General features: G+C 66.3%; 7 protein-coding genes. All 7 read left to right on the top strand.

Annotated features, from left to right (window positions below; all coding sequences use genetic code 11):
• Window positions 1-59 precede the first annotated feature (59 nt).
• The 7 genes from BUB23_RS07700 to BUB23_RS07730 all read left to right on the top strand — a co-directional run bounded on the left by BUB23_RS07700 (window position 60) and on the right by BUB23_RS07730 (window position 18,944).
• Window positions 60-779 carry a GntR family transcriptional regulator gene (locus tag BUB23_RS07700; protein WP_073102502.1) on the top strand — a complete coding sequence of 240 codons (720 nt, stop codon included), beginning with the start codon at window positions 60-62 and terminating at the stop codon, window positions 777-779.
• Window positions 780-996: 217 nt separating this feature from the next.
• Window positions 997-1,458 (top strand): MarR family winged helix-turn-helix transcriptional regulator, encoded by a 462-nt coding sequence (locus tag BUB23_RS07705; protein ID WP_073102503.1) that lies wholly within the window; start codon window positions 997-999, stop codon window positions 1,456-1,458.
• Complete coding sequence (locus tag BUB23_RS07710) at window positions 1,455-3,419, top strand: FUSC family protein (RefSeq protein WP_073102504.1); 1,965 nt, start codon at window positions 1,455-1,457, stop codon at window positions 3,417-3,419. The genes BUB23_RS07705 and BUB23_RS07710 overlap by 4 nt, the downstream gene beginning before the upstream one ends.
• 127 nt (window positions 3,420-3,546) lie before the next feature.
• Window positions 3,547-4,299, top strand: a complete 753-nt coding sequence (locus BUB23_RS07715) for an STN domain-containing protein (RefSeq protein WP_073102505.1) — start codon at window positions 3,547-3,549, stop codon at window positions 4,297-4,299.
• Window positions 4,296-4,820 carry an RNA polymerase sigma factor gene (locus BUB23_RS07720; RefSeq protein WP_073102506.1) on the top strand — a complete coding sequence of 175 codons (525 nt, stop codon included), beginning with the start codon at window positions 4,296-4,298 and terminating at the stop codon, window positions 4,818-4,820. The genes BUB23_RS07715 and BUB23_RS07720 overlap by 4 nt, the downstream gene beginning before the upstream one ends.
• 101 nt (window positions 4,821-4,921) lie before the next feature.
• On the top strand, window positions 4,922-5,905 hold the full coding sequence (locus BUB23_RS07725) for a FecR family protein (protein ID WP_073102507.1): 984 nt from the start codon (window positions 4,922-4,924) through the stop codon (window positions 5,903-5,905).
• A 223-nt stretch (window positions 5,906-6,128) separates the two neighbouring features.
• The gene (locus BUB23_RS07730) at window positions 6,129-18,944 is read left to right on the top strand and encodes a filamentous hemagglutinin family protein (RefSeq protein WP_073102508.1); all 12,816 of its coding nucleotides are present in this window, start codon (window positions 6,129-6,131) and stop codon (window positions 18,942-18,944) included.
• The last annotated feature ends 118 nt before the right edge of the window (window positions 18,945-19,062 follow it).

A 19,062-nucleotide genomic window follows, 5' to 3' on the forward strand; every position in this document is an offset into this window, starting at 1 on the left:
ACTAGTCAACTAGTCAACATAACGGAAACCCTTACTTACCTGCTGTATACTTTGCTTCCATGAGCCCCTCAGTTCCCATTTACCGGCAGATCCAGGACTTCATACGCGGCGGCATTGCCGCGGGCCACTTCATGCCGGGCGACCGGCTGCCATCGGAATTCGAACTGGCGCGGCGTTTCGGCACGACAAGGGCGACGGTCGCGCGCGCCTTCCAGGAACTGGGCTTCGAAGGCCTGGTATCGCGCCGCGTGGGCAGCGGAACCTACGTCAGCGAGCGGCAGCGCGACAACGTCGATACCGGGGTCGTCGGCGGCTATGAAGAGCGCGCGACCGCCGCGGGGCAGGCCGTGTCCTACGAATTGCTGGAGTACGCCCGGACCGAGGCCGGGCAGCGGGTGGCCGACATGCTGCAGGTGGCGCCAGGGGCCGCCGTCTACCGCATACAGCGCCTGCGCCGCGTCGGCGGCCGCATCGCCGCCGAAGACCGCTATGTTCCCGAAGCCATCGGCCAGGACATCCAGCCCGACTGGCTGGCGCAGCATGCCGTACAGCACCTGTTCCGCGAGTACCTGGGGTTGCGCATCGCGCGCATCGATAATGTCGTTCGCGCCACCCTGGCGACGGCGTCATTGTCGCAGCGCCTGTCCGTCGAGCGCGGCGCGGCCCTGCTGGTGCGCGAACACATCATCTTCGATCTGCAGGACAGGCCGGTGCTATGCGGCGATACGGTCTATTCCAGCGAATTCAGCATCCACTACGCGCTGCGGGCCGCACAATAGGCTGGCCGGTCAGCCGCAGTTCCGCCGACAGGGCCCCTCCTTCCCGATTGCTCAATATTCCCGATTGCTCAATATGAGCCCCCCCCGCCGGCGGCCGATGCCAACTGCCGGGAAATGGCCGGACCCGGATCCGGCCGCGCCGTCATTTTTGGACAATAGTCCGGTTTCCCTTATATAATTAGCATTCAAACTATCGCAATCTGAACTAAATTTGCCTATGACTTCCTTTTCCTCGCGCGAGCGCTTCGGTGTGCAGTTCGTCGAGCTTGCCCGCCGCTGGCGCCGTGCGCTGGACCACAGCCTGGCGCAAACCGGTCTGACCGACGCCACATGGGCGCCCTTGCTTCGCTTGCATGAACTGGGCGATGGCGTACAACAGAAAGAGCTGGCCTTGCGGGTGGGCTTGGGGGAATCCAGCCTGGTGCGGCTGCTGGATATACTTGAACACAGCGGCCTGATCGAACGGCGCGCCGACGCGGCCGACCGTCGCGCCAAGCTGATCTTCGTGACCGATGCCGGGCGCGCCTCGGTCGCGCAAATTCGCGAAGTCCTGGCTCGGGTGGAGACGGATATTCTGCTTGGCCTGAAGGATCAGGACATCGAGTCCATGCTGCATGCCTTCGGCCGTATCGGAGAACGCATACAAGCCATTCTGGATGACAAGGAGCGGCGCGCATGAGCGCATCGGAATCGCTGTCCCGCCTGGGGTTCGATGCCGGGCGGCTGCAGTTCACCTTGCGCACGGCGCTGGCCTGTTGCGCGGCGGTGCTGGCGGCATGGATGCTGGGATTGGAGCATCCGCATTGGGCAGGCATGACGGTGTGGGCGGCGTCCTTGCCGATACGCGATCATATGCTGGAAAAAAGCTTGTTCCGCGTCCTGGGCACCGTGACCGGCACGCTCGCCGGTGTGCTGCTCGTGTTCATGGCGGATGGCCAGCCCTTATGGCTGGTCATTGGAATGGCCGCGTGGCTGGGCTTGTGCGCCGGCATCGGCAACCTGCAGCGCAGCTTCGTATCCTATGGCACGATGCTGGCGGGTTACTCGGCCGTCATGGTGGCCATGCTGGGCAGCCCGCATCCTGATCATATTCTCAGCCTGGGCGCCGATCGCCTGCTGACGGCTATGCTGGGCGTCGCCGCCGCCCTGGCCGTGGGCTGGCTATTTGCCAGCCGGCAGACACAAGAAGCCGTCACCCGGCAGGTGCAACACCTGTCCGGCAGTATCCTGGACCATATGGCGCGGCAGTTGCGCCGCCAACCCGCCCATCCCGGGAACCTCGTCGAAGCGCTGCTGTCGGAAATCGCCGACATCGATGAACGGCTCGATGCATTGGGGGCGGGTTCCTTGCAGTCGCATCGTTCGATTCGTCCCCTGCGCACGCTGCTGTCGGCCCAGGTCTCGGCGCTGCTTTGCTTGCAGCGCGGCCAGAGCTTTCCTCCGGACGAAGCCTTGGCGCTCCAGCTGACGCGCGCGGCCCAGGCTTTGAAGGAGTCCCGGCCCATAGGGCAGGCGACCCAGATCATGGCGCAGGCCATTGATCTCTCGGCGTCCCGGCCCTCATTGAACGCGGCGCTGCTTCGGATGCAGGCCGCGCTGGCCGGGCTGTCGGCAGCCCGGGACAAGGGAACCCGGCTGGCGCCGGATACGCAGCCTGCCGTCGTCCATCTGGATTGGGTGGGCGCCCGGCAAGCCATGATCCGCGCCGCCGTCACCATCTTTTTTGTCGGGCTCATCTGGGTGGCCACCGGATGGCGGGGCGGCCCCTACATGATGATAGGCACGGCCGTCATGATGTCTATCTTTTCGGCGTTCGACAGCCCGGCCAGGGTGATGGGCCGGGTCATTTTCTGGGGACAGCTGCTGGGGGCCATCGCCGCCCTGATTTGCCATTGGCTGGTCTGGCCGTTCGCCACCAGCGAAGTGGGGCTGGTCTTGTCGATGATGCCGTTCATCCTGTTCGGCGGATTGGTGGCGGCGTACCGCCGCAGCATGGCTTGCAGCTATGATTTCAACATGATCATGCTCATCCTGCTGCAACCGGTCTACCCTCTGACAGGTACGTTCGGCGACTCTCTGATCAACACCCTCGCCGTGATACTGGCTCCGCTGACCGCCTTCGTCGCGTTCCGGTTCATCTACCCGTCCACCCCGCAAAGCCGCATGAAGACCTTGATGGGCATGATGCTGCAGGAAGTGCAGGACATTGCCGCCGACCAGGCTCCGGTCGCGCGCCAGGAAATCCGGCGGGCGCGGCTTTATCACCGTCTCATCAAACTGGTGCACTGGATGGACAAGACGGGCGAGCAGGGGATCTCGGCGCTGGGGGGCAGCCTGGCCCTGCAAAGCCTGGGTATTGTCGCGCTGCGCGTGCAGGAACTGCTGCAGGCGCCGGACATAACGCCGGGAACGGCCCGCCGTCTGCGAGTGCTGCTTAAGCGGATGCGCAACATCAAGCAGGAACCCGGGCGTGTCGTCCGGGCGCTGGAGTTTGCCGCGGCCCGGCTGGCGCGCGAATCCCGCAACGAGGCCGAACTGCTGCGCGAGGCGGCGCATCTCATGGCCGCCAATGCGGCGTTCTTCGAGCATTTGAAAAAAACGTCGGGCAGCCGCAGGTCAAAACAAATGAGGTCGATATAAGCCGATAGCCGAAGCCGCCGTGCTGGTGCCGGCTGCGGGCGTTGTTGTCATAAGCTTGTCATGTAATTTACACAAACAATTCGTATCATGCAGGCTTGTCCTGGTCGCCTACCCGGTTCGTTGTCGTTTGTTCTGGCTCGCCGCGCATGAATTCAGCCTGTATTTTATTCGAGTCTTTTTGTCTGTTGCCCGCGTGCGTGCGGTTGCCGCACTGATTGTGGTGCTCAGCACCGGCATCGCAGGCGCGATGGTGACAGTTCACGCCCAGGAGGCCCCGCCGGATCGTTCGGCTGGCGCGCCGTTGGCGCCGTCTTCGGGTACGTTCGACTTCGATATTCCGTCCTTGCCGCTGGCTGAGGCCTTAAAGCGCTACGGCGGGCTGACCGGGTATTCAGTGTTCTATGAAACGAGCGTGGTTGCGGGCAAGCGATCTTCCCTTGTCCGGGGCCACCACACTGCCGAAGCGGCGCTCAAGCAACTGCTTGGCGATACCGCCTTGAGTGCGCGTTTCGTCAATCGGCGTTCCATTATGCTGATGGCGCGGCCGGCGCCTGCCTCGCCGTCGGCCGATACCTCCTTACCCTCCGTGGCGCAAAGGCGTTACGACGGGCTCCTGCAACGTCAGATTACGCAGGCGCTTTGCGCCAACCCGGCGATCGCGGCCGGCCGTTACCGCATCGCGCTGCGCTTTTCGGTCAGCGGTGATCAGCGCCTGCATCAGATCCGTGTACGGGTCGCCGAGCGCCCGGATCTGGAGCCGGCGTTGCGGGCGGCGTTGGCTGATTTGCCGGTCGGCGCGCCGCCGCCCGAGATGGCGCAGCCGGTGGTGATGATCGTCTCGCCCGAGGCGGCGCGCCGTTATGGCGCCTGTCCGCCATGAGCGGTTCGGGGTCGGGGAAGCTGCGCGAGTTGTTGACCGAGCGTTATGACTTACTCAAGACGCAAGTGGCCAGGCGGCTGGGCAGCTCATCCGACATGGCCGGCGATGCCCTGCACGATGCTTACGTGCGCCTATTGGGACGCGATGATTTCGATAAAGTGCAGCATCCTCAAACCTATCTGGTCAATGCCGCGGTCAATGGCGCCATCGATCAGATACGCCGTGATGCGCGCCTGGTCAGCGATACTGAAATTGATGGCCTGTTTGAGTTGCCTTGCGACGGCCCCGGGCCGGAGCGCGTGATAGCTGGGCATGCCCGAATGGAACGGATGCTCAAGGTGCTTGAGGCGCTGCCGCCGCGCCGCTGCGCCTTGCTGATCGAATATCGCGTGCATGGCACCGAGACCAGCGAGCTGGCCAAACGCTGGGGCATCTCGCGGGTCATGGTGCGCCGGGAGATTCAGGCGGCGCACAGCGTCTGCCTGGAAGCCATGGCCAAGCTCGAAGAAAGCGATCACTAATTGAAGACTATGACCTCACATTGCGCGGCGGGGGGTTCTTTTTTACGGACTCAAACGTCTATAACTAAAGCACTACGGCTACGCAGGGCGTAAAACAAGCTATGAACCCACCGCAATCCTCAACGAGTCCATTGCCGGCGGCGGACCAGGCCGCCGCCGGCAAGCAGGCGCGAGCCTGGGCGATCAAGCTCAAGACAGGCCAACCGACCACCGAGGACGTGGCGGCGTTTCGGCGCTGGCGCGCTCAAAGCGCGCTGCATGCCCAGGCCTGGGCGCAGGCTAGCCAGGATTGGAAAACTCTGGGCGCGATGGCTCAAGTCTTCGAAGAGCGTCATCCGCAACGGATGGCCAGGCCGCCTCGCCAACAGACGACTCGACGGTTTTTCCTTGGGGCCGCGGCCTCTGCGTTCGGAACGCTGGCGGTAGTGGGCGTTATTCGTCCGCCGGCGGGGCTCTGGCCTTCGTGGTCCGAACTGGGGGCCGACTATCGCACGGCCACTGGCGAGCAGCGCGATATTCAACTGGCCCATCGTGTTCAGGTCTCCTTGAACACGCAGACCAGCATTTCGCTGCTGCACACTGGCGGAACGCCGCGCATTGCGCTCATTGCTGGGGAGGCGGCGGTGTCGGCGCGACATTCGCCCTGCGAGGTGCTGGCGGAGGACGCGCGCATCGTAATGACCCACGGCGCTGTTGACGTGCGCCGCTTGGCAACGGGCCAGGTGCGGCTGCGATGTACCGAAGGCGCGGCCCAGTTGCATCATCCTTCGCGCACGGTGGCGTTAGCGGCGCGGCAGCAAATTTCGTATAGCCGGGGTCAGTTGGGCGAGCTCGGGGCAATCACCCCGGATGATGCGGGTTGGCGCCAGGGCGTGGTGGTGTTCGACAACTTGCGGCTGGTCGATGCGATTGCGGAAATAAATCGTTACCGGTCCGGCCGGGTGGTGTTGCTGAACGACGCCCTGGCAAATCGCCGCTTCAGCGCCAATTTCAAGATCGATGCGTTGAATGATGCGATCGAGTTGCTGCGGGTCGTGCACAACGTGAATGTGCGCCGGGTGGGGGATTTTGTATTCCTGAGCTAGACGCGGTTGAACGCGGGAGGGTTCCCGGCTTGGGACGGGATAAGGCAAGGCGACGCAACGAAGCAAACGCGCGGCGCTTTGTTCGTTATGGGTGATGTCACAAAAGCTTCATGCGTTTTTGGTTTCCCGATTTGCTGCTCAAACGCCTAATAGGTAGTGAGTGTTGCCCCGTCAGGGTTGACGCTTTTTTCGTTCTACTGCCTAAGTTCAGGATTCGATTGACATGTCTATCCCCGTTGCCCGCTCGTCCTCGTCCACCATGGCGCGTCGCTTCAGCCAGCGGTGGGAACTGCCGCGCCTGACGCCGTTGGCCTCCGCCATCGCGATGCTGGCTCTTGCGGGTAGCCTGGCGGGGACGGATGTCCGCGCGCAGGCGCGTCCCTTCAGCAGCGGCTGGATGGCCGTCAAGGGCGCGGCCCAGGCGCAAGCTGCTGCAACGGGAAAACTGCCCAATGGGATGCTGGCCGGTGTCAGTTCGGCGGCTCAGCAACAGCAGCAGGCCCGGCAAAAGCTCAATCGCTCAGTGATCAACCTGGGTTCTGCGGCGGCAGCCATCGCCGCTCAGCAGGCCGCGCAAGCCGCAGCGCGCGCGGCCGCGGCCCATGATCCCTCGGTGCCTGATGGTTTGACTGAAGGCGGCTTGAAGATCGACGCCACCCGGCCCTTGACCGAAGCATGGATCAATGCCAAAGCACCGGTGCAGACTCAAAACGCCGGCCGGACCACGGTGGCGATTGAACAATCCAAGGACAAGGCCATCCTGAGCTGGGAAACGTTCAACGTCGGCCGCAACACCACGGTGGACTTCAAGCAGCAAGCCGATTGGGCGGTGCTTAACCGTGTGAACGACCCGCAAATGCGCCCCAGCCAGATCCAGGGCCAGATCAAGGGCGATGGCACAGTCATGATCGCCAATGCCAACGGCGTGGTGTTCAGCGGCACGTCTCAGGTGAATGTACGCAATCTGGTGGCGGCGGCCGCCAACATATCGGATGCGCAATTTAACATCGGACTGTTCGGAGCCAACGAGACGACGGCGACCTTCAAGGTCGCAGCCGGCCAAGTGCTGGTAGAGCAGGGCGCGCAGATCGCGACTGCCACGTCAGCCAATTCCACCACAGGCGGCGGCTACGTGCTGCTGGCCGGCAAGCAAGTGCACAACGCCGGCACCATCACCACGCCTAATGGCCAGACGGCGCTGGCGGCGGGGGACAGCTTTGTGATCAAGCGTGGCCAAGGTACCGAAGGCAACCAACAGTCGACTACGCGCGGCAATGAAATCACCGCGCAGTTTACTGTCGGCAGCACGGCCGGCGCCGTGAGCAATACCGGCCTGATCACCGCCGCCACCGGCGACATCACGCTGATCGGCAACCGCATAGAACAAGCCGGTGTGGCGCTGGCAAGCACTTCGGTGAACAACCGGGGCACTCTGCATTTGCACGCCGGCGGCGAGAATGCCGAGGTCATCCTGGCTGAAGGCGCCGCCACTGCCATCCTGCTGGACGAAAGCGCCACCGCCCTGGACAGCCAGCGCGATAGCCTGCTGGCTCCCACGCTGGACAGGGCAGGCAATATTGTGTCGGGCGACAAGTATCGCCGCGACCAATCCCTGGTGGAAATCAAAAGCGCCGGCACCGTGGACTTCAAAAATGGTTCCATTACGCTAGCCACAGGTGGCCAGGTGGCGGTCGATGCCGCCGAGCGCGCTCTGCTGCGCGATGGATCCATCATCGATGTGTCTGGCGCCCTTGGCGTGAAAGTCGCAATGGAATCCAACACCATCAAGATCAACGTGCAGGGCAACGAAATGCGCGATGCCCCGGTCAATCGCGACAGCAACCCGGAGGGCAACAACAGCCATCTTAGCAATAGCGATGTGTGGGTGGACGTGCGCGAACTGGTGTTCGTGCCGGCCGGCAGCGGTGGCTACGCGTCAGACCGCTGGTATACCGCCGGCGGCTTGCTGGAAGTGGGGGGATACCTCGGCACGACAGGTCACGGGGCGGGCGAATGGATGGCGCAAGGCGGCACGGTGAGTTTTACCGGCAACGACGTCATCACCCAGGCCGGTTCGCAGATCAACCTTTCGGGCGGTACCCTGGATGTGCAAGACGGCTTCATGCGCCAGAGCTGGCTGCGTGGCGCGGACAAGCGCTTGTACGAACTTTCCCGCGCGCCGGGCGACCTGCTCTACACCGGCCTGTACCAAGGCTATGAAGACCACAGCGTGCGCTGGGACGTAACCCGCGCGTTCTACAACCCGCTGATCGCCCCGCGCCAGCGCTTCGAGCAAGGCTACACCGTGGGACGCGATGCCGGGCGCCTGATCGTGAGTACACGCAACGCCGTGCTCGAAGGCGACATTGTGGGCGACACCTACCAGGGCGCACGGCAAACTGAAGCGGCACAAGCCGGGCTGGAGGGCTACTACCAGTCGCAAAACGCCGCGGCACGCGGTGGCCAACTGATCGTAGGCACCTACACGCCGTACTACGTCAAGGACGGCGGGACCTTGCAGTACCGGTTGATGCCCACCGATCAGGCAATCGAGCACATCATCCTGAGTAATACGGCCGAGCACATTGGCGCCGGCCTGGCGCTCGATACGGTGCTGCCCGAAGACCGTGAGGGCACGCTCTACCTGAACACCGACCAGCTCAATGCTTTCAACCTGGGTGGCGTCATGGTGGCGGCCGCCGGTAGCATCACGGTCCAGAACGACCTGGTAGCCGGCCATGGCGGCGAGATCACGCTGTATGCCCCGCAGGTGGACATCAACGCGGACCTGGTGAGCCGTGGCGGCAGGATCCAGGCGGGCAACGTGCTGAACCAGGTCAACGGTGCCCGTTACGAGAACGTGGCGCTGGCGCCGGCGACCGGGGCGAGCCACCTGAACGTCTCCGAAGGCGCGCGTCTGGACGCGAGCGGCCTGTGGGTCAATGGAGTCGATCGCCCGCACGACATGGAAGGCATCGCGTATCGCCATGGCGGCAGCGTTTCGTTGCGCGGCACAGGCGACGTGAACGTGATCGAGGGCAGCGTGATCGATGTATCCTCGGGGGCGGCGCTGATGCGCGACCGCAGCCTGCAGGCAGGCCGGGGCGGCGACGTCACGCTGGCGGCCAATGTGCTGAGTGACAAGAGCCTGCCGGGCGGCAGCCTGGCCCTCGCAGGCGCTGTCAATGGTTACGGGATGTCGGGCGCAGGCACGCTGTCGGTGACCAGCGGCGGCAGGATTGTGCTGGGCGGGGTGGACATCGCCGCCGCAGAGACGCTGGTGCTCGATCCGGCCTTGTTTCAGCAAGGCTTTGCGCAGTACGAGATCAATGGCCACGGCGGGGTGGAAGTGGCTGACGGCGCGCATATCGTTGTGCAGCGGCCGGTCTACCGCTATGAGGGCGATGCCAGTCAGGCGCAGGCCTTGGGCGCGGCGCCGTCCGAAGTACTGTCGCTATGGATGCCGCCCCTCTACCAGACCGATCTGTTGCGTGGCGTGCTGACCCAGCGTCAGGGGGCGACGCTCGCGCTGGCCTCGAACCGCAATGGCGTGGGCCAGACGATACGCGTGGGCCTTGGGGCGCGAGTGGAGGTCGATCCGGGCCAGGCCATCAGCCTTATCGGCGGCGGGCAGATCACCATCGAAGGCAGGCTGCAGGCGCCGGGCGGGCGCATCTTCATCAACGACACGCGCCTGGATGCCCAAGCATTCAATTCCGAGGCCGGCGCGCAGTCGGTCTGGATCGGCGAACAGGCTGTGCTGGACGTATCGGGCCGCAGTGTCGTGGCGCGGGACCGCAACGGTCTTCGCTACGGACAGGTGCTGGCGGGCGGGCAGATCGACATCGGCGGCACGCTCGATTGGGAAACGGGCGAATACCGGACCGACCGCTCCATGGACCGTCACATCATCATCCGCCCGGGCGCCTTGCTGGATGCCTCGGGCACGCAGGCCGTGCTTGACCTGCCAGGGCGCGGCGCGACCACGGTGGCCTCGGATGGCGGCGGCATCGTGCTGGTGTCGGCCAGCAGTCTATACCTGGATGGCGCGCTGCGCGCCGCAGCGGGCGGCGAGGGCGCGGCCGGCGGCACGCTGGGCCTGTCGCTGAACGGCAGCGCCTATTACACCCGCAATACCGTCGACGCCGCCGTGCTGGCGCCGCGCATTCTGACGCTGGCGCAGACGCAGGGCGACAGCCTGTTGGCAGCGGACTTGCAGCCAGGCGTTCTGGACGGCGGGCCGGTCTACGGCACGGCGCGCCTGGGCGTGGATCGCATCGAGGCCGGCGGTTTTGGCAATCTGGCCATAGACGCCACCGTGCGCATCGAGGGCGATCTGGATCTCGGTTTGTCGCAAAGCCTGCGTTTCTCCGGCCCGATCGGTTTGCATGACGACGCGCCCGAGGGCCGTTCGGTGCGCTTGCGCGCCCCGCACCTGCGCCTCGACCAGGCTGTCTACGAGCCACTGTCGGGAGGCGACTTCTACGACAGGCCGACCCCGTCGCAGTTGGACTGGATGAAACGCGATCACCGCATTGCGGTTCAAGCGGATCTGCTGGATGTTCGCGGCCTCTGGGATTTCCGCAATTTCGACGACGTATCCCTGTCGAGCCGAGGCGATGTGCGCCTGCTCAATAGCATCGACACCTCGACCGGCGGCACGCAACTGCTCGCGCCCCATCACATGACCGTGACGGCTGCGCAGATCTACCCCGTCACGGGCGCGCAGGCGCGCATCGCCGCCGGCTACTACTACGCCGCGCAAGACGCCCTGCATAACCCGGATGCCAGGCTGGTCCTGCGCAGCCCGGATGGCCAACTGCCGCCCGTGCCCTACTCGGCCTTTGGCTACTTGAGAGTCCATGCGCCCAGCATCGAGCAGGGCACCGTCCTGCGCGCGCCGCTGGGTTTTATCGAGATAGGCGCGACAGAGCTGTATGATTCGACGTCCTCTATCCAGTTTCTTGCGGGCAGCCTGACGTCGGTCAGCGGCGCAGGCCTGGTCATGCCTTATGGCGGCACCGCCGATGGCATCAACTACCTGTACGACGGCGCCAATATTGAACCGACGCCGGCCGGCGGCAACCACAACAACCCCCGCTACCGGCGGATGCTGGCCATTAATGGCGACAGCATCGAGATCGAGTCGGGCGCGGTGCTGGACCTGAACGGGGGCGGTGATCTGCGCGGCGCGGGATTCGTCAGCGGCCGGGGCGGGTCAGTGGACATCCTCAAGCATGCGCTGGGAGACAGCAATCCCGCCGCGATGTTTAGCCAGGCGGGCAATGGCGTCTACGCCATCGTGCCTTCGTTTAGCGGCGCGTATGCGCCCATCGTGGCCGAGTCGGGGGCGGGCGCGCCGGCTTTCGGTCAACAGGTCACGATCGATCGCAGCTTGCCTGGCCTGCCTGCCGGCACCTATACACTCTTGCCATCCACCTATGCGCTCTTGCCGGGCGCGTTCCGGGTGGAAATCGCTGCGGTGTCCGATGCGCAGAGCGGTGCGCCCGTGCGCACGCGCGCCGGGGCTTGGGCAAGCACGGGTTATCTGGGAACAGCCAACACCGGCCAGCGCAATGCCTTGGCTAATCGTCTGCTCGTGATGCCGGCCGATGTCCTGCGGCGTCATGCCCAATACAACGAAACCTCGTACGCCGAGTTCCTGCTGGCCGACGCCGCGCGCCGCGGCATCCCGCGCGCCATGCTGCCGGTCGATGCCAGCCAGTTGAATATCGACCTTAGGCCCGGGGCGGGCATGGGCGATGCCCCCGCCTTGCGTGTCCAGGGCGAGGCGCGTTTCCAGGCCGCTGCGGGCAGCCAGGGCTTTGGCGGCACGCTGTCCGTGTCCGGGCCCGTTGGCGGTCTGGAGGTCCTGGCCCCCGGGCAGGCGCCGATCTCCGGCGCCGATGCGGCGGCCGTGTCGGCCGATGCCTTGACCGGTCTGCGTCCCTCCCGCCTGGTTCTGGGTGCTGTGCAAGGTGGCGAATACGGCTCGGGCGCGCAGTACGTGTCGGGGTCGTCCGTGCTCGTGCGCTCTGGTGCCATGCTGGCGGCGCCCGAGATTCTGCTGGCCGGTGGCAGCGACGGCAGCATCATCGTGGAGCAGGGCGCCACGTTGAGCACGCTGGGTATGGGACCAGCATCGATCGACGCCCGCAATGGCTATTACCTGAATACCCAATCCTCGGGTGTATTGGCCGTATCCAATGGCTTGCTCACCCTGGTGCCTCCGACTTTCGACAACGCCACGCGGATCGATCTTGGCGCTTGCCTGGCGAGTTGCGAAGGTGTGACGCGCGTCGTTTCCGAAGGCACGATCGGCGTGGCCACCAATGGTGTTTTCTCCCTGGGTGACGCGGTGGAATACGGCACGCGCAACCTGGCGCTGAGCGTGTCGTCGCTGAACCTGGGCTCAGCCCAGGCCTTGGCCGATGCGCAGGCCGCGGGCCATCTGCCGCCCGGCATGGTCTTGCGCCAGGAGGTGCTCGACAACCTGCTGCGCGGCAATACCGCCCTGGGCACGCCGGCGCTGGAAAGCCTGATCCTGACGGCCGGCGAGTCGGTCAACATTTTTGGCGAAGTGCTGCTGGACACGCGCGGCGCAAGCGGCGCACCGTCGCTGCAGCGCTTGGTGCTGGGGGCGCCGGCCATCTATGGCTATGGGTCGGCGGGCGACGCGGCCACGATCATCGCCAACGAGTTCGTCTGGGCCGGTTCGCTGGCCGCCGACCGCGCCAGCATCGTTCCCGGCTACGCGACGCCGGCCGCGCCGGGCGGCGCGCTGGTGGACCACTTGGGCGATGGCTCGCTGGCAATCACGGCCGAGGTCATCCGCTTTGACGCGGCGCCCTACGCCACGGCAAGTTCGCTGGTGCCGGCAGAACGCCTGGTGCTGGGTTTTTCTTCACTGACACTGGACGCGAACCGCATGGTGACGGCGGGAGGCAAGGGCAGCCTGGCCGTGCATCACCAATTGGATGGCCAGCAGGCCGACGGCAGCTGGCGCTATCGCGGCGGCGACCTGACCGTGCGCACGCCGATGTTGACGGGCGAGGCCGGCGCCTCGCTGGATGTGCGGGCCGGCGGCGCGCTGACCGTGCAAGGGACTGGGACCGGAGTTGAGCCCGGTGCGACCGGTGCGCTGGGCGCCACGCTGAGCCTGGCCGCGCGGCGCCTTGCGCTGGACAGCGCGGTGGTCTTGCCCTCGGGCAGACTGGCGCTGGAGGCGCAAGACGACATCGTACTGGGCGATGCCGCGCGCATCGACCTGTCCGGCCGCGAGGTCGAGATGCTGGACGTCAAGCGCTACAGCCTGGGCGGCGACCTCGTCATGCAGAGCTTCGAGGGCAACATCACGCAGTCGGCGGGCTCGGTCATCGACCTGTCCGCCCGCAACAACCGGGGCGGCCGCCTGCAGGCCATCGCGCTGGGCGAGGGCGCGGGCCGCCTGGATCTGGCGGGCACCATCCTGGGCGGCGCCAGCGACATCTACAACGCGGGCGGCACACTGGTGCCCTACGACAGCGCCGAGGTTACGCTGCGCGCGCAGACGCTGGCCGACTTTGCGGGGCTCAATACGCGCCTGACCGAAGGCGGCGTTTTTGGCGCGCGGCGTTTCCAGCTCAAGCAGGGCGATCTGGCGGTGGGCGACGAAGTGCGCGCCCGCCATGTCGAGATCGTGGTGGACGGCGGCAATCTGACGGTAAACGGCCGCATCGACGCCAGCGGCCTGCAGGCGGGCAGCATCCGCCTGGCCGCGCAAGGCGACCTGCTGGTGCAGGGCATGCTGGACGCGCACGCTACCGGCCTGCGGGTGGACAGCTATCGGCAGATCGTCGAGAGCGCCAATCGCGCCATCGTGGATCTCACCTCGCGCGCGGGCACGCTTACGCTGGGCCCGGGCGCAGCGGTGGATGTGCGCGTGGGCACCGAACTGACTGGCTTTGATGGGCGCGCCATGGGCACGCTGGACCTGAACGCGCGCCGCCTGGGCGGCGGCAGCCAGCGCGGCGCGCTGGCGGGCTCGGGCGACGGCGCCAACGACGTGGCGGTGACTGTTGTGGGGAATCCGCTCATCCGGGGCGCCAAGGCCATCGCGGTCAACGCCTTTCGCAGCTACGACGACGCGCCGCTGGCCGCGCAGCCCGATGTCACGGGCAAGACGCCGCAACTGATCAACCAGGACTACTTGAATGGCATCGACGGCGAGAGCACCGCGTTCATGAACGCCGCGCTGGGCAATGCCGGCCTGCGCAATCGCCTGGCCGGCCTGGGCGACTATCGCTTGCGCCCCGGTGTGGAAATCGTCAGCGCCACGCCGGATGGCGACCTGACCGTCGATGGCGACCTGGATCTTTCGGCCTACCGCTACGGCCCCGGCGCCAATCGTTCGGACCCCGCCCTGCGAGGCTTCGGCGAGCCGGGCGTGCTGGTGCTGCGCGCCGGCGGCAATCTGAACATCCACGGCAGCATCAACGACGGTTTCGCGCCGCCGCCGGACACGCCCGACGAGGACGGCTGGTGGCTGATTGAAGGCCGCTACGGCGCCACCATCGGGCAGACGCCTTTCGGCGGCGATCTGGTGGTGCCCAACGATGGTGTCACGCTGGAAGCGGGCACCGCCTTCATGCCCGGTGTCACGCTGAACTACGACTTGCCGGCCAATGCGGCGACCTTGCCGGCGGGCACGCTGCTGCCAGTCGCGGTCACGCTCAGTGGCGAACTGAGCTTGCCGTCCGGGCTGGTGTTGACGGGCGAGGTGACCACAGCCGCCGGCAGCGTGCTGCCCGCCGGCACCGTGCTCAAGGACACGCTGGCGCTGACGGCGGGCGCGCGTCTGGGCGCGGGCTTCCGGCTGCGCGACGCGGCCGCGGTGCAGGCCTTTACCTGGCCCAAGGGCGTGAAGCTGCCGGCAGAGCTGGTGGCCAGCGGCCCGATCGTCCTGGCGCGCGGCTCGGTCATCCCGGCGCAGACCAGGGTCGAACTGCTGGGCGACGCCCCGGTTCGTCTGCGTGCGGCGGGGGATGGCCGCAACTGGGCGCTGGCGCCCATGCTGGGCGAGGGTGCGACGTCCTGGAGTCTGACGGCCGTGGCCGGCGCCGACCTGGGGTCGGCCGACGTGCAAGCGCGCAATGTGCTGGGGACGGGCGACATCGTTCTGGCCGACACGCATTACGGCAAGCTGGGCACGACCACGACGCGTTTTGAAGGCGGGGGCGGCGGCGGACCGCTGGTCCTGACGCCGGAAGGCGCACTCGGCACCATCGGCGATCCGGCGTTGGCAGGGATGACGCAGGAGGAAATCGACCAATGGCTGTTGGACAACTGGGGGGCCGGCTGGGATCTCTTTTTCCCTGGATTGACCATGGAAGGGCTGTGCGGCTGGGGGCCGGGGTACTGCGTTGCCTTGCCGGGCGAGATGCTCCTGACGCCGGACGGCGCGCTCAACATGTTCGGCGATCCCTCGCTGGCAGGGATGGGGCAGGAGGAGATCAACGTGTGGCTGGTAGACAACTGGGGACTCGATTGGGAGGGTCTTTGGGGGCCGGGCGTGACCCTGGATGATGTGTGCTCGCCGGGCTGGTGCGTCGCCGGGGGCAGCACCCCGCCCACGGAGATCACGGAATACCACTATGCCCTCGGCACGCCCTTGTTCAGCGTGCTGCGCACCGGCACCGGAGACCTGTCGCTGCTGGCCGGGCGCGATGTCGGCATGATGTCGGTCTACGGCGTCTACACGGCCGGCACGCCCACCTCGCTGGGCGCCGATGACGCGCAGTACAACCTGGCGCGCGGCACCATCAAGGAAGGCGGCGTGCTGGGCAAGGTGCAGGGCGGCGGCGACTACGACGCCGCGCTGGCCGCCTACCAAGCCTGGTATCCGGATCATGGCGGCAACCTGACGGTATCGGCGGGGCGCGACGTGTATGGCGACGTCTGGGGCGACAACGCGCAGAACGGCTACAGTTATCCCAGCACCGACCGGGAGTGGTCGCGTCACGCCAGCAGCGCGGTGGGCAACTGGCTGTGGCGCCAGGGCAATCACAGCACGCCGGGCGTGGAAGACATCGCTGCCAGTTGGTGGATCAACTTCGGCACTTACGTCAACAACTCCTCACGCGCCAGCGGCCAGCCCCGCGTGGTCGGTTTTACAGGATTCGGTACGCTGGGCGGCGGCAATCTCAGCATCTCGGCCGAGCGCCATGCCGGCGTGCGCGACGCGCGCGGCGACGCGGTAAGAGCCACGGACGACGTCAGCCCCCGCACACAAGGCCTGGTGGCGGCGGTGGGCAGCACTGGCCGGGTCGTTGACGGCGAACTGGTGCTGACCGGCGGCGGCGACCTCGACTTGCGTGTCGGCGGCGCCTTGAATCCGACCTTGCGGGCAACCCAGCAAAGTAATGGCACCGGTGGCCAAGGCGGGGCGCATCGGCTGGCGGGCGGCTCCATAGACCATCTGGATCTGAACGGCGTGCTGACCAATCTGCGCGGCAACCTGACCTTGTCGGCCGGCCAAGTGGGCGGGATCGCCCTGACCTATGGCGATGGCGCCGGCCTGCGCGCCATCGACCCGTTTGCCGTGGGCGGGGGGCTGGCCATGGGCGGCCCGGTGCTGATGCTGGGCGATGCGACCGCGTGGCTGGATACGCGCGGCGACCTCGTACTGGGCGGCGCCAGCGATCCTGGCCGTACACGCCAGCTCAACAGCAATCCTTACCGTCTGGTCGGTGCAGCGGAACCGGAGACGGGCGGCGGCGAGAGCTGGTTCTCGCTGTGGGCGCCCGATACGGCGATCAACCTGTTTTCGGCCGGGGGGAACCTGACGCCGATCACCGCCCACAACAGCCTGAACCAGGGCACGAACGTATGGACGGAGCACCAACAATACTTCGTCTATCCTTCCATCCTGCGCGCGGTGGCGGCACAGGGCGACATCATTCTGCCCGCCGTGCCTACGGGCGGATCGACGATGCAAGCCTTGCTGTTGGCGCCCTCCCGTTCGGGTGAGCTGGAAATGCTGGCCGGCGGCTCCATCCTGGCGCAGCGCGCACCGGCCGTCTCCCTGTCGGGCGCCGACACGCCGGTGGCCAGTCCCTTGCGGCCGGCTTTCACGCTGGGTACGCTGTTTGGCGGCAACTTCCCGATCACCAACGTTTCGCGGGAAGCCGTGATGACCGCCTCGGGCGGTGCCCAGTCCCTGTTTGCCTTTGGTCCCAACACGCCGCTGGAAACGGCGCTGCATGCCGGCGACGATACGCCGGCGCGCTTCTATGCGGTCCAGGGCGACATCGTCGGCCTGCAGACGGGCGGCATCACGTCCACGCGAGCGAATGGCAACTATATTCCCGCCATCGACCGCTGGGTCGAGGCGGCGGTGCCGGTGTCGGTGCGCGCCGGCCAGGACATCCTGGGTTTCACGGGCGTGGCGCTGCACAATAACAGCCATGATGTGTCGCTGATCCAGGCGACGCGCGACATCGTCCACGCCGACTTCACGGTGGCCGGTCCAGGCACGGTGGTGCTGCAGGCCGGCCGCCAGATACGCCAGGAAGACCAGGCCAGTGTGCGCAGCATCGGCGGGCTGCTGCGCGGCGACACGCGGCCGGGCGCCAGCATCGCGGTCTTGGCGGGCGTGGGCGCGGCGGGACCCGACTACAGCGGGTTCCTGGCACGCTACCTCCCGGCGGCCAACCGGATCGAGGACGGCCTGGGCCTGGACGTTCAGCCCGACCGGGTGGTGCAGACCTATGAGGGCGAACTGACGTTGTCCGAGTGGTTGCACGCGGAGTTCGGCTACACGGGTCCGGAAGAAGGCGCGGCCCAGGAACTGCTGCGCCAGCAGGCGCTGCGCGACGCCGACCCCACGCAGCCGCGCCGTAACTTGAAGCAGGACTATCTCCAGGAAAGCGAGCTGCATCTGGTGAACTGGCTGCGGGCCCACCAAGGCTATGAAGGCGACGAGGCAACCGCGCACGAAGCGCTGGCCGCGCTGGCGCCCGCACAGCGAGACATCTACGCCCGCCAGCTGTATTTTGCGGAGTTGCGCAAGGGCGGCCGTGAATACAACGATGCCGACGGCCCGCGCTTTGGCAGCTACCTGCGGGGCCGGCGCGCCATCGCCGCGCTGTTTCCCGAGCAGGACGCCGATGGCGCGGCCATCCACTACGAGGGCGACTTCACGATGTATGGCGCCTCGGGCCTGCGCACCGACTTTGGCGGCGGCATCCAGGTGCTCACGCCGGGTGGCCAGCAGGTGCATGGCATCGAAGGCGCGGCGCCGCCTTCGATGGCCGGCGTGGTCACGCAAGGGCAGGGCGACATCCAGATGTATTCGTTGGGCAGCATCCTGCTGGGCCAAAGCCGGATCATGACCACCTTTGGCGGCCACATCCAGGCCTGGTCGGCGCAGGGTGACATCAACGCGGGCCGGGGTTCCAAAACCACTGTCGTCTACACCCCGCCACGCCGGGTGTACGACCAGTGGGGCAACGTAACGCTATCGCCTGTGGCGCCCAGCACCGGTGCGGGTATCGCCACGTTGAACCCGATTGCCGAGGTGGAACCGGGCGACGTGGACTTGGTGGCGCCCTTGGGCACCATTGACGCGGGCGAAGCGGGCATCCGGGTGTCGGGCAACGTCAACATCGCGGCCTTGCATGTGGTGAACGCGGCCAATATCCAGGTGCAGGGCGAGTCCACGGGTATTCCGGTCATGGCAGCGGTCAACGTCGGCGCCTTGACTTCGGCCAGTGCGGCTTCGGCCTCGGCGGCCAGCGCGGCGCAAGACACCGTGTCGCGCGCCCGCAATGAAGCCCGTCAGAATCAACCGTCGATTTTCAGCGTGCAGATTCTGGGCTTTGGGGGCGAGAGCGTGAGCGGCGGCGGGGCGGCTGGCGCAACGGGCAGCGGCTCGGGCATCAATGCCCAGGAAGTCGGCTACCGGCCCAATCATATGGTGCAGATTGTTGGTCGCGGTGATCTGTCGGCGGGCCAGATGTCGGTCTTATCCGCGGATGAGCGGCAGCATCTGGGGCTATAGTGTTCCGGGGCGTTGTCCCGGATGGGATGACGCCCCTTGTTGCGCGATTCGTTTTGTTAGGCGGGAACTGTAGGAGCTGCACAGGTTTCCCCCGCCGGCGAAAAAAAAGCCTCGCAAG

It is taken from the genome of Pollutimonas bauzanensis, from assembly GCF_900129885.1.
Lineage (GTDB): Bacteria > Pseudomonadota > Gammaproteobacteria > Burkholderiales > Burkholderiaceae_B > Pollutimonas > Pollutimonas bauzanensis.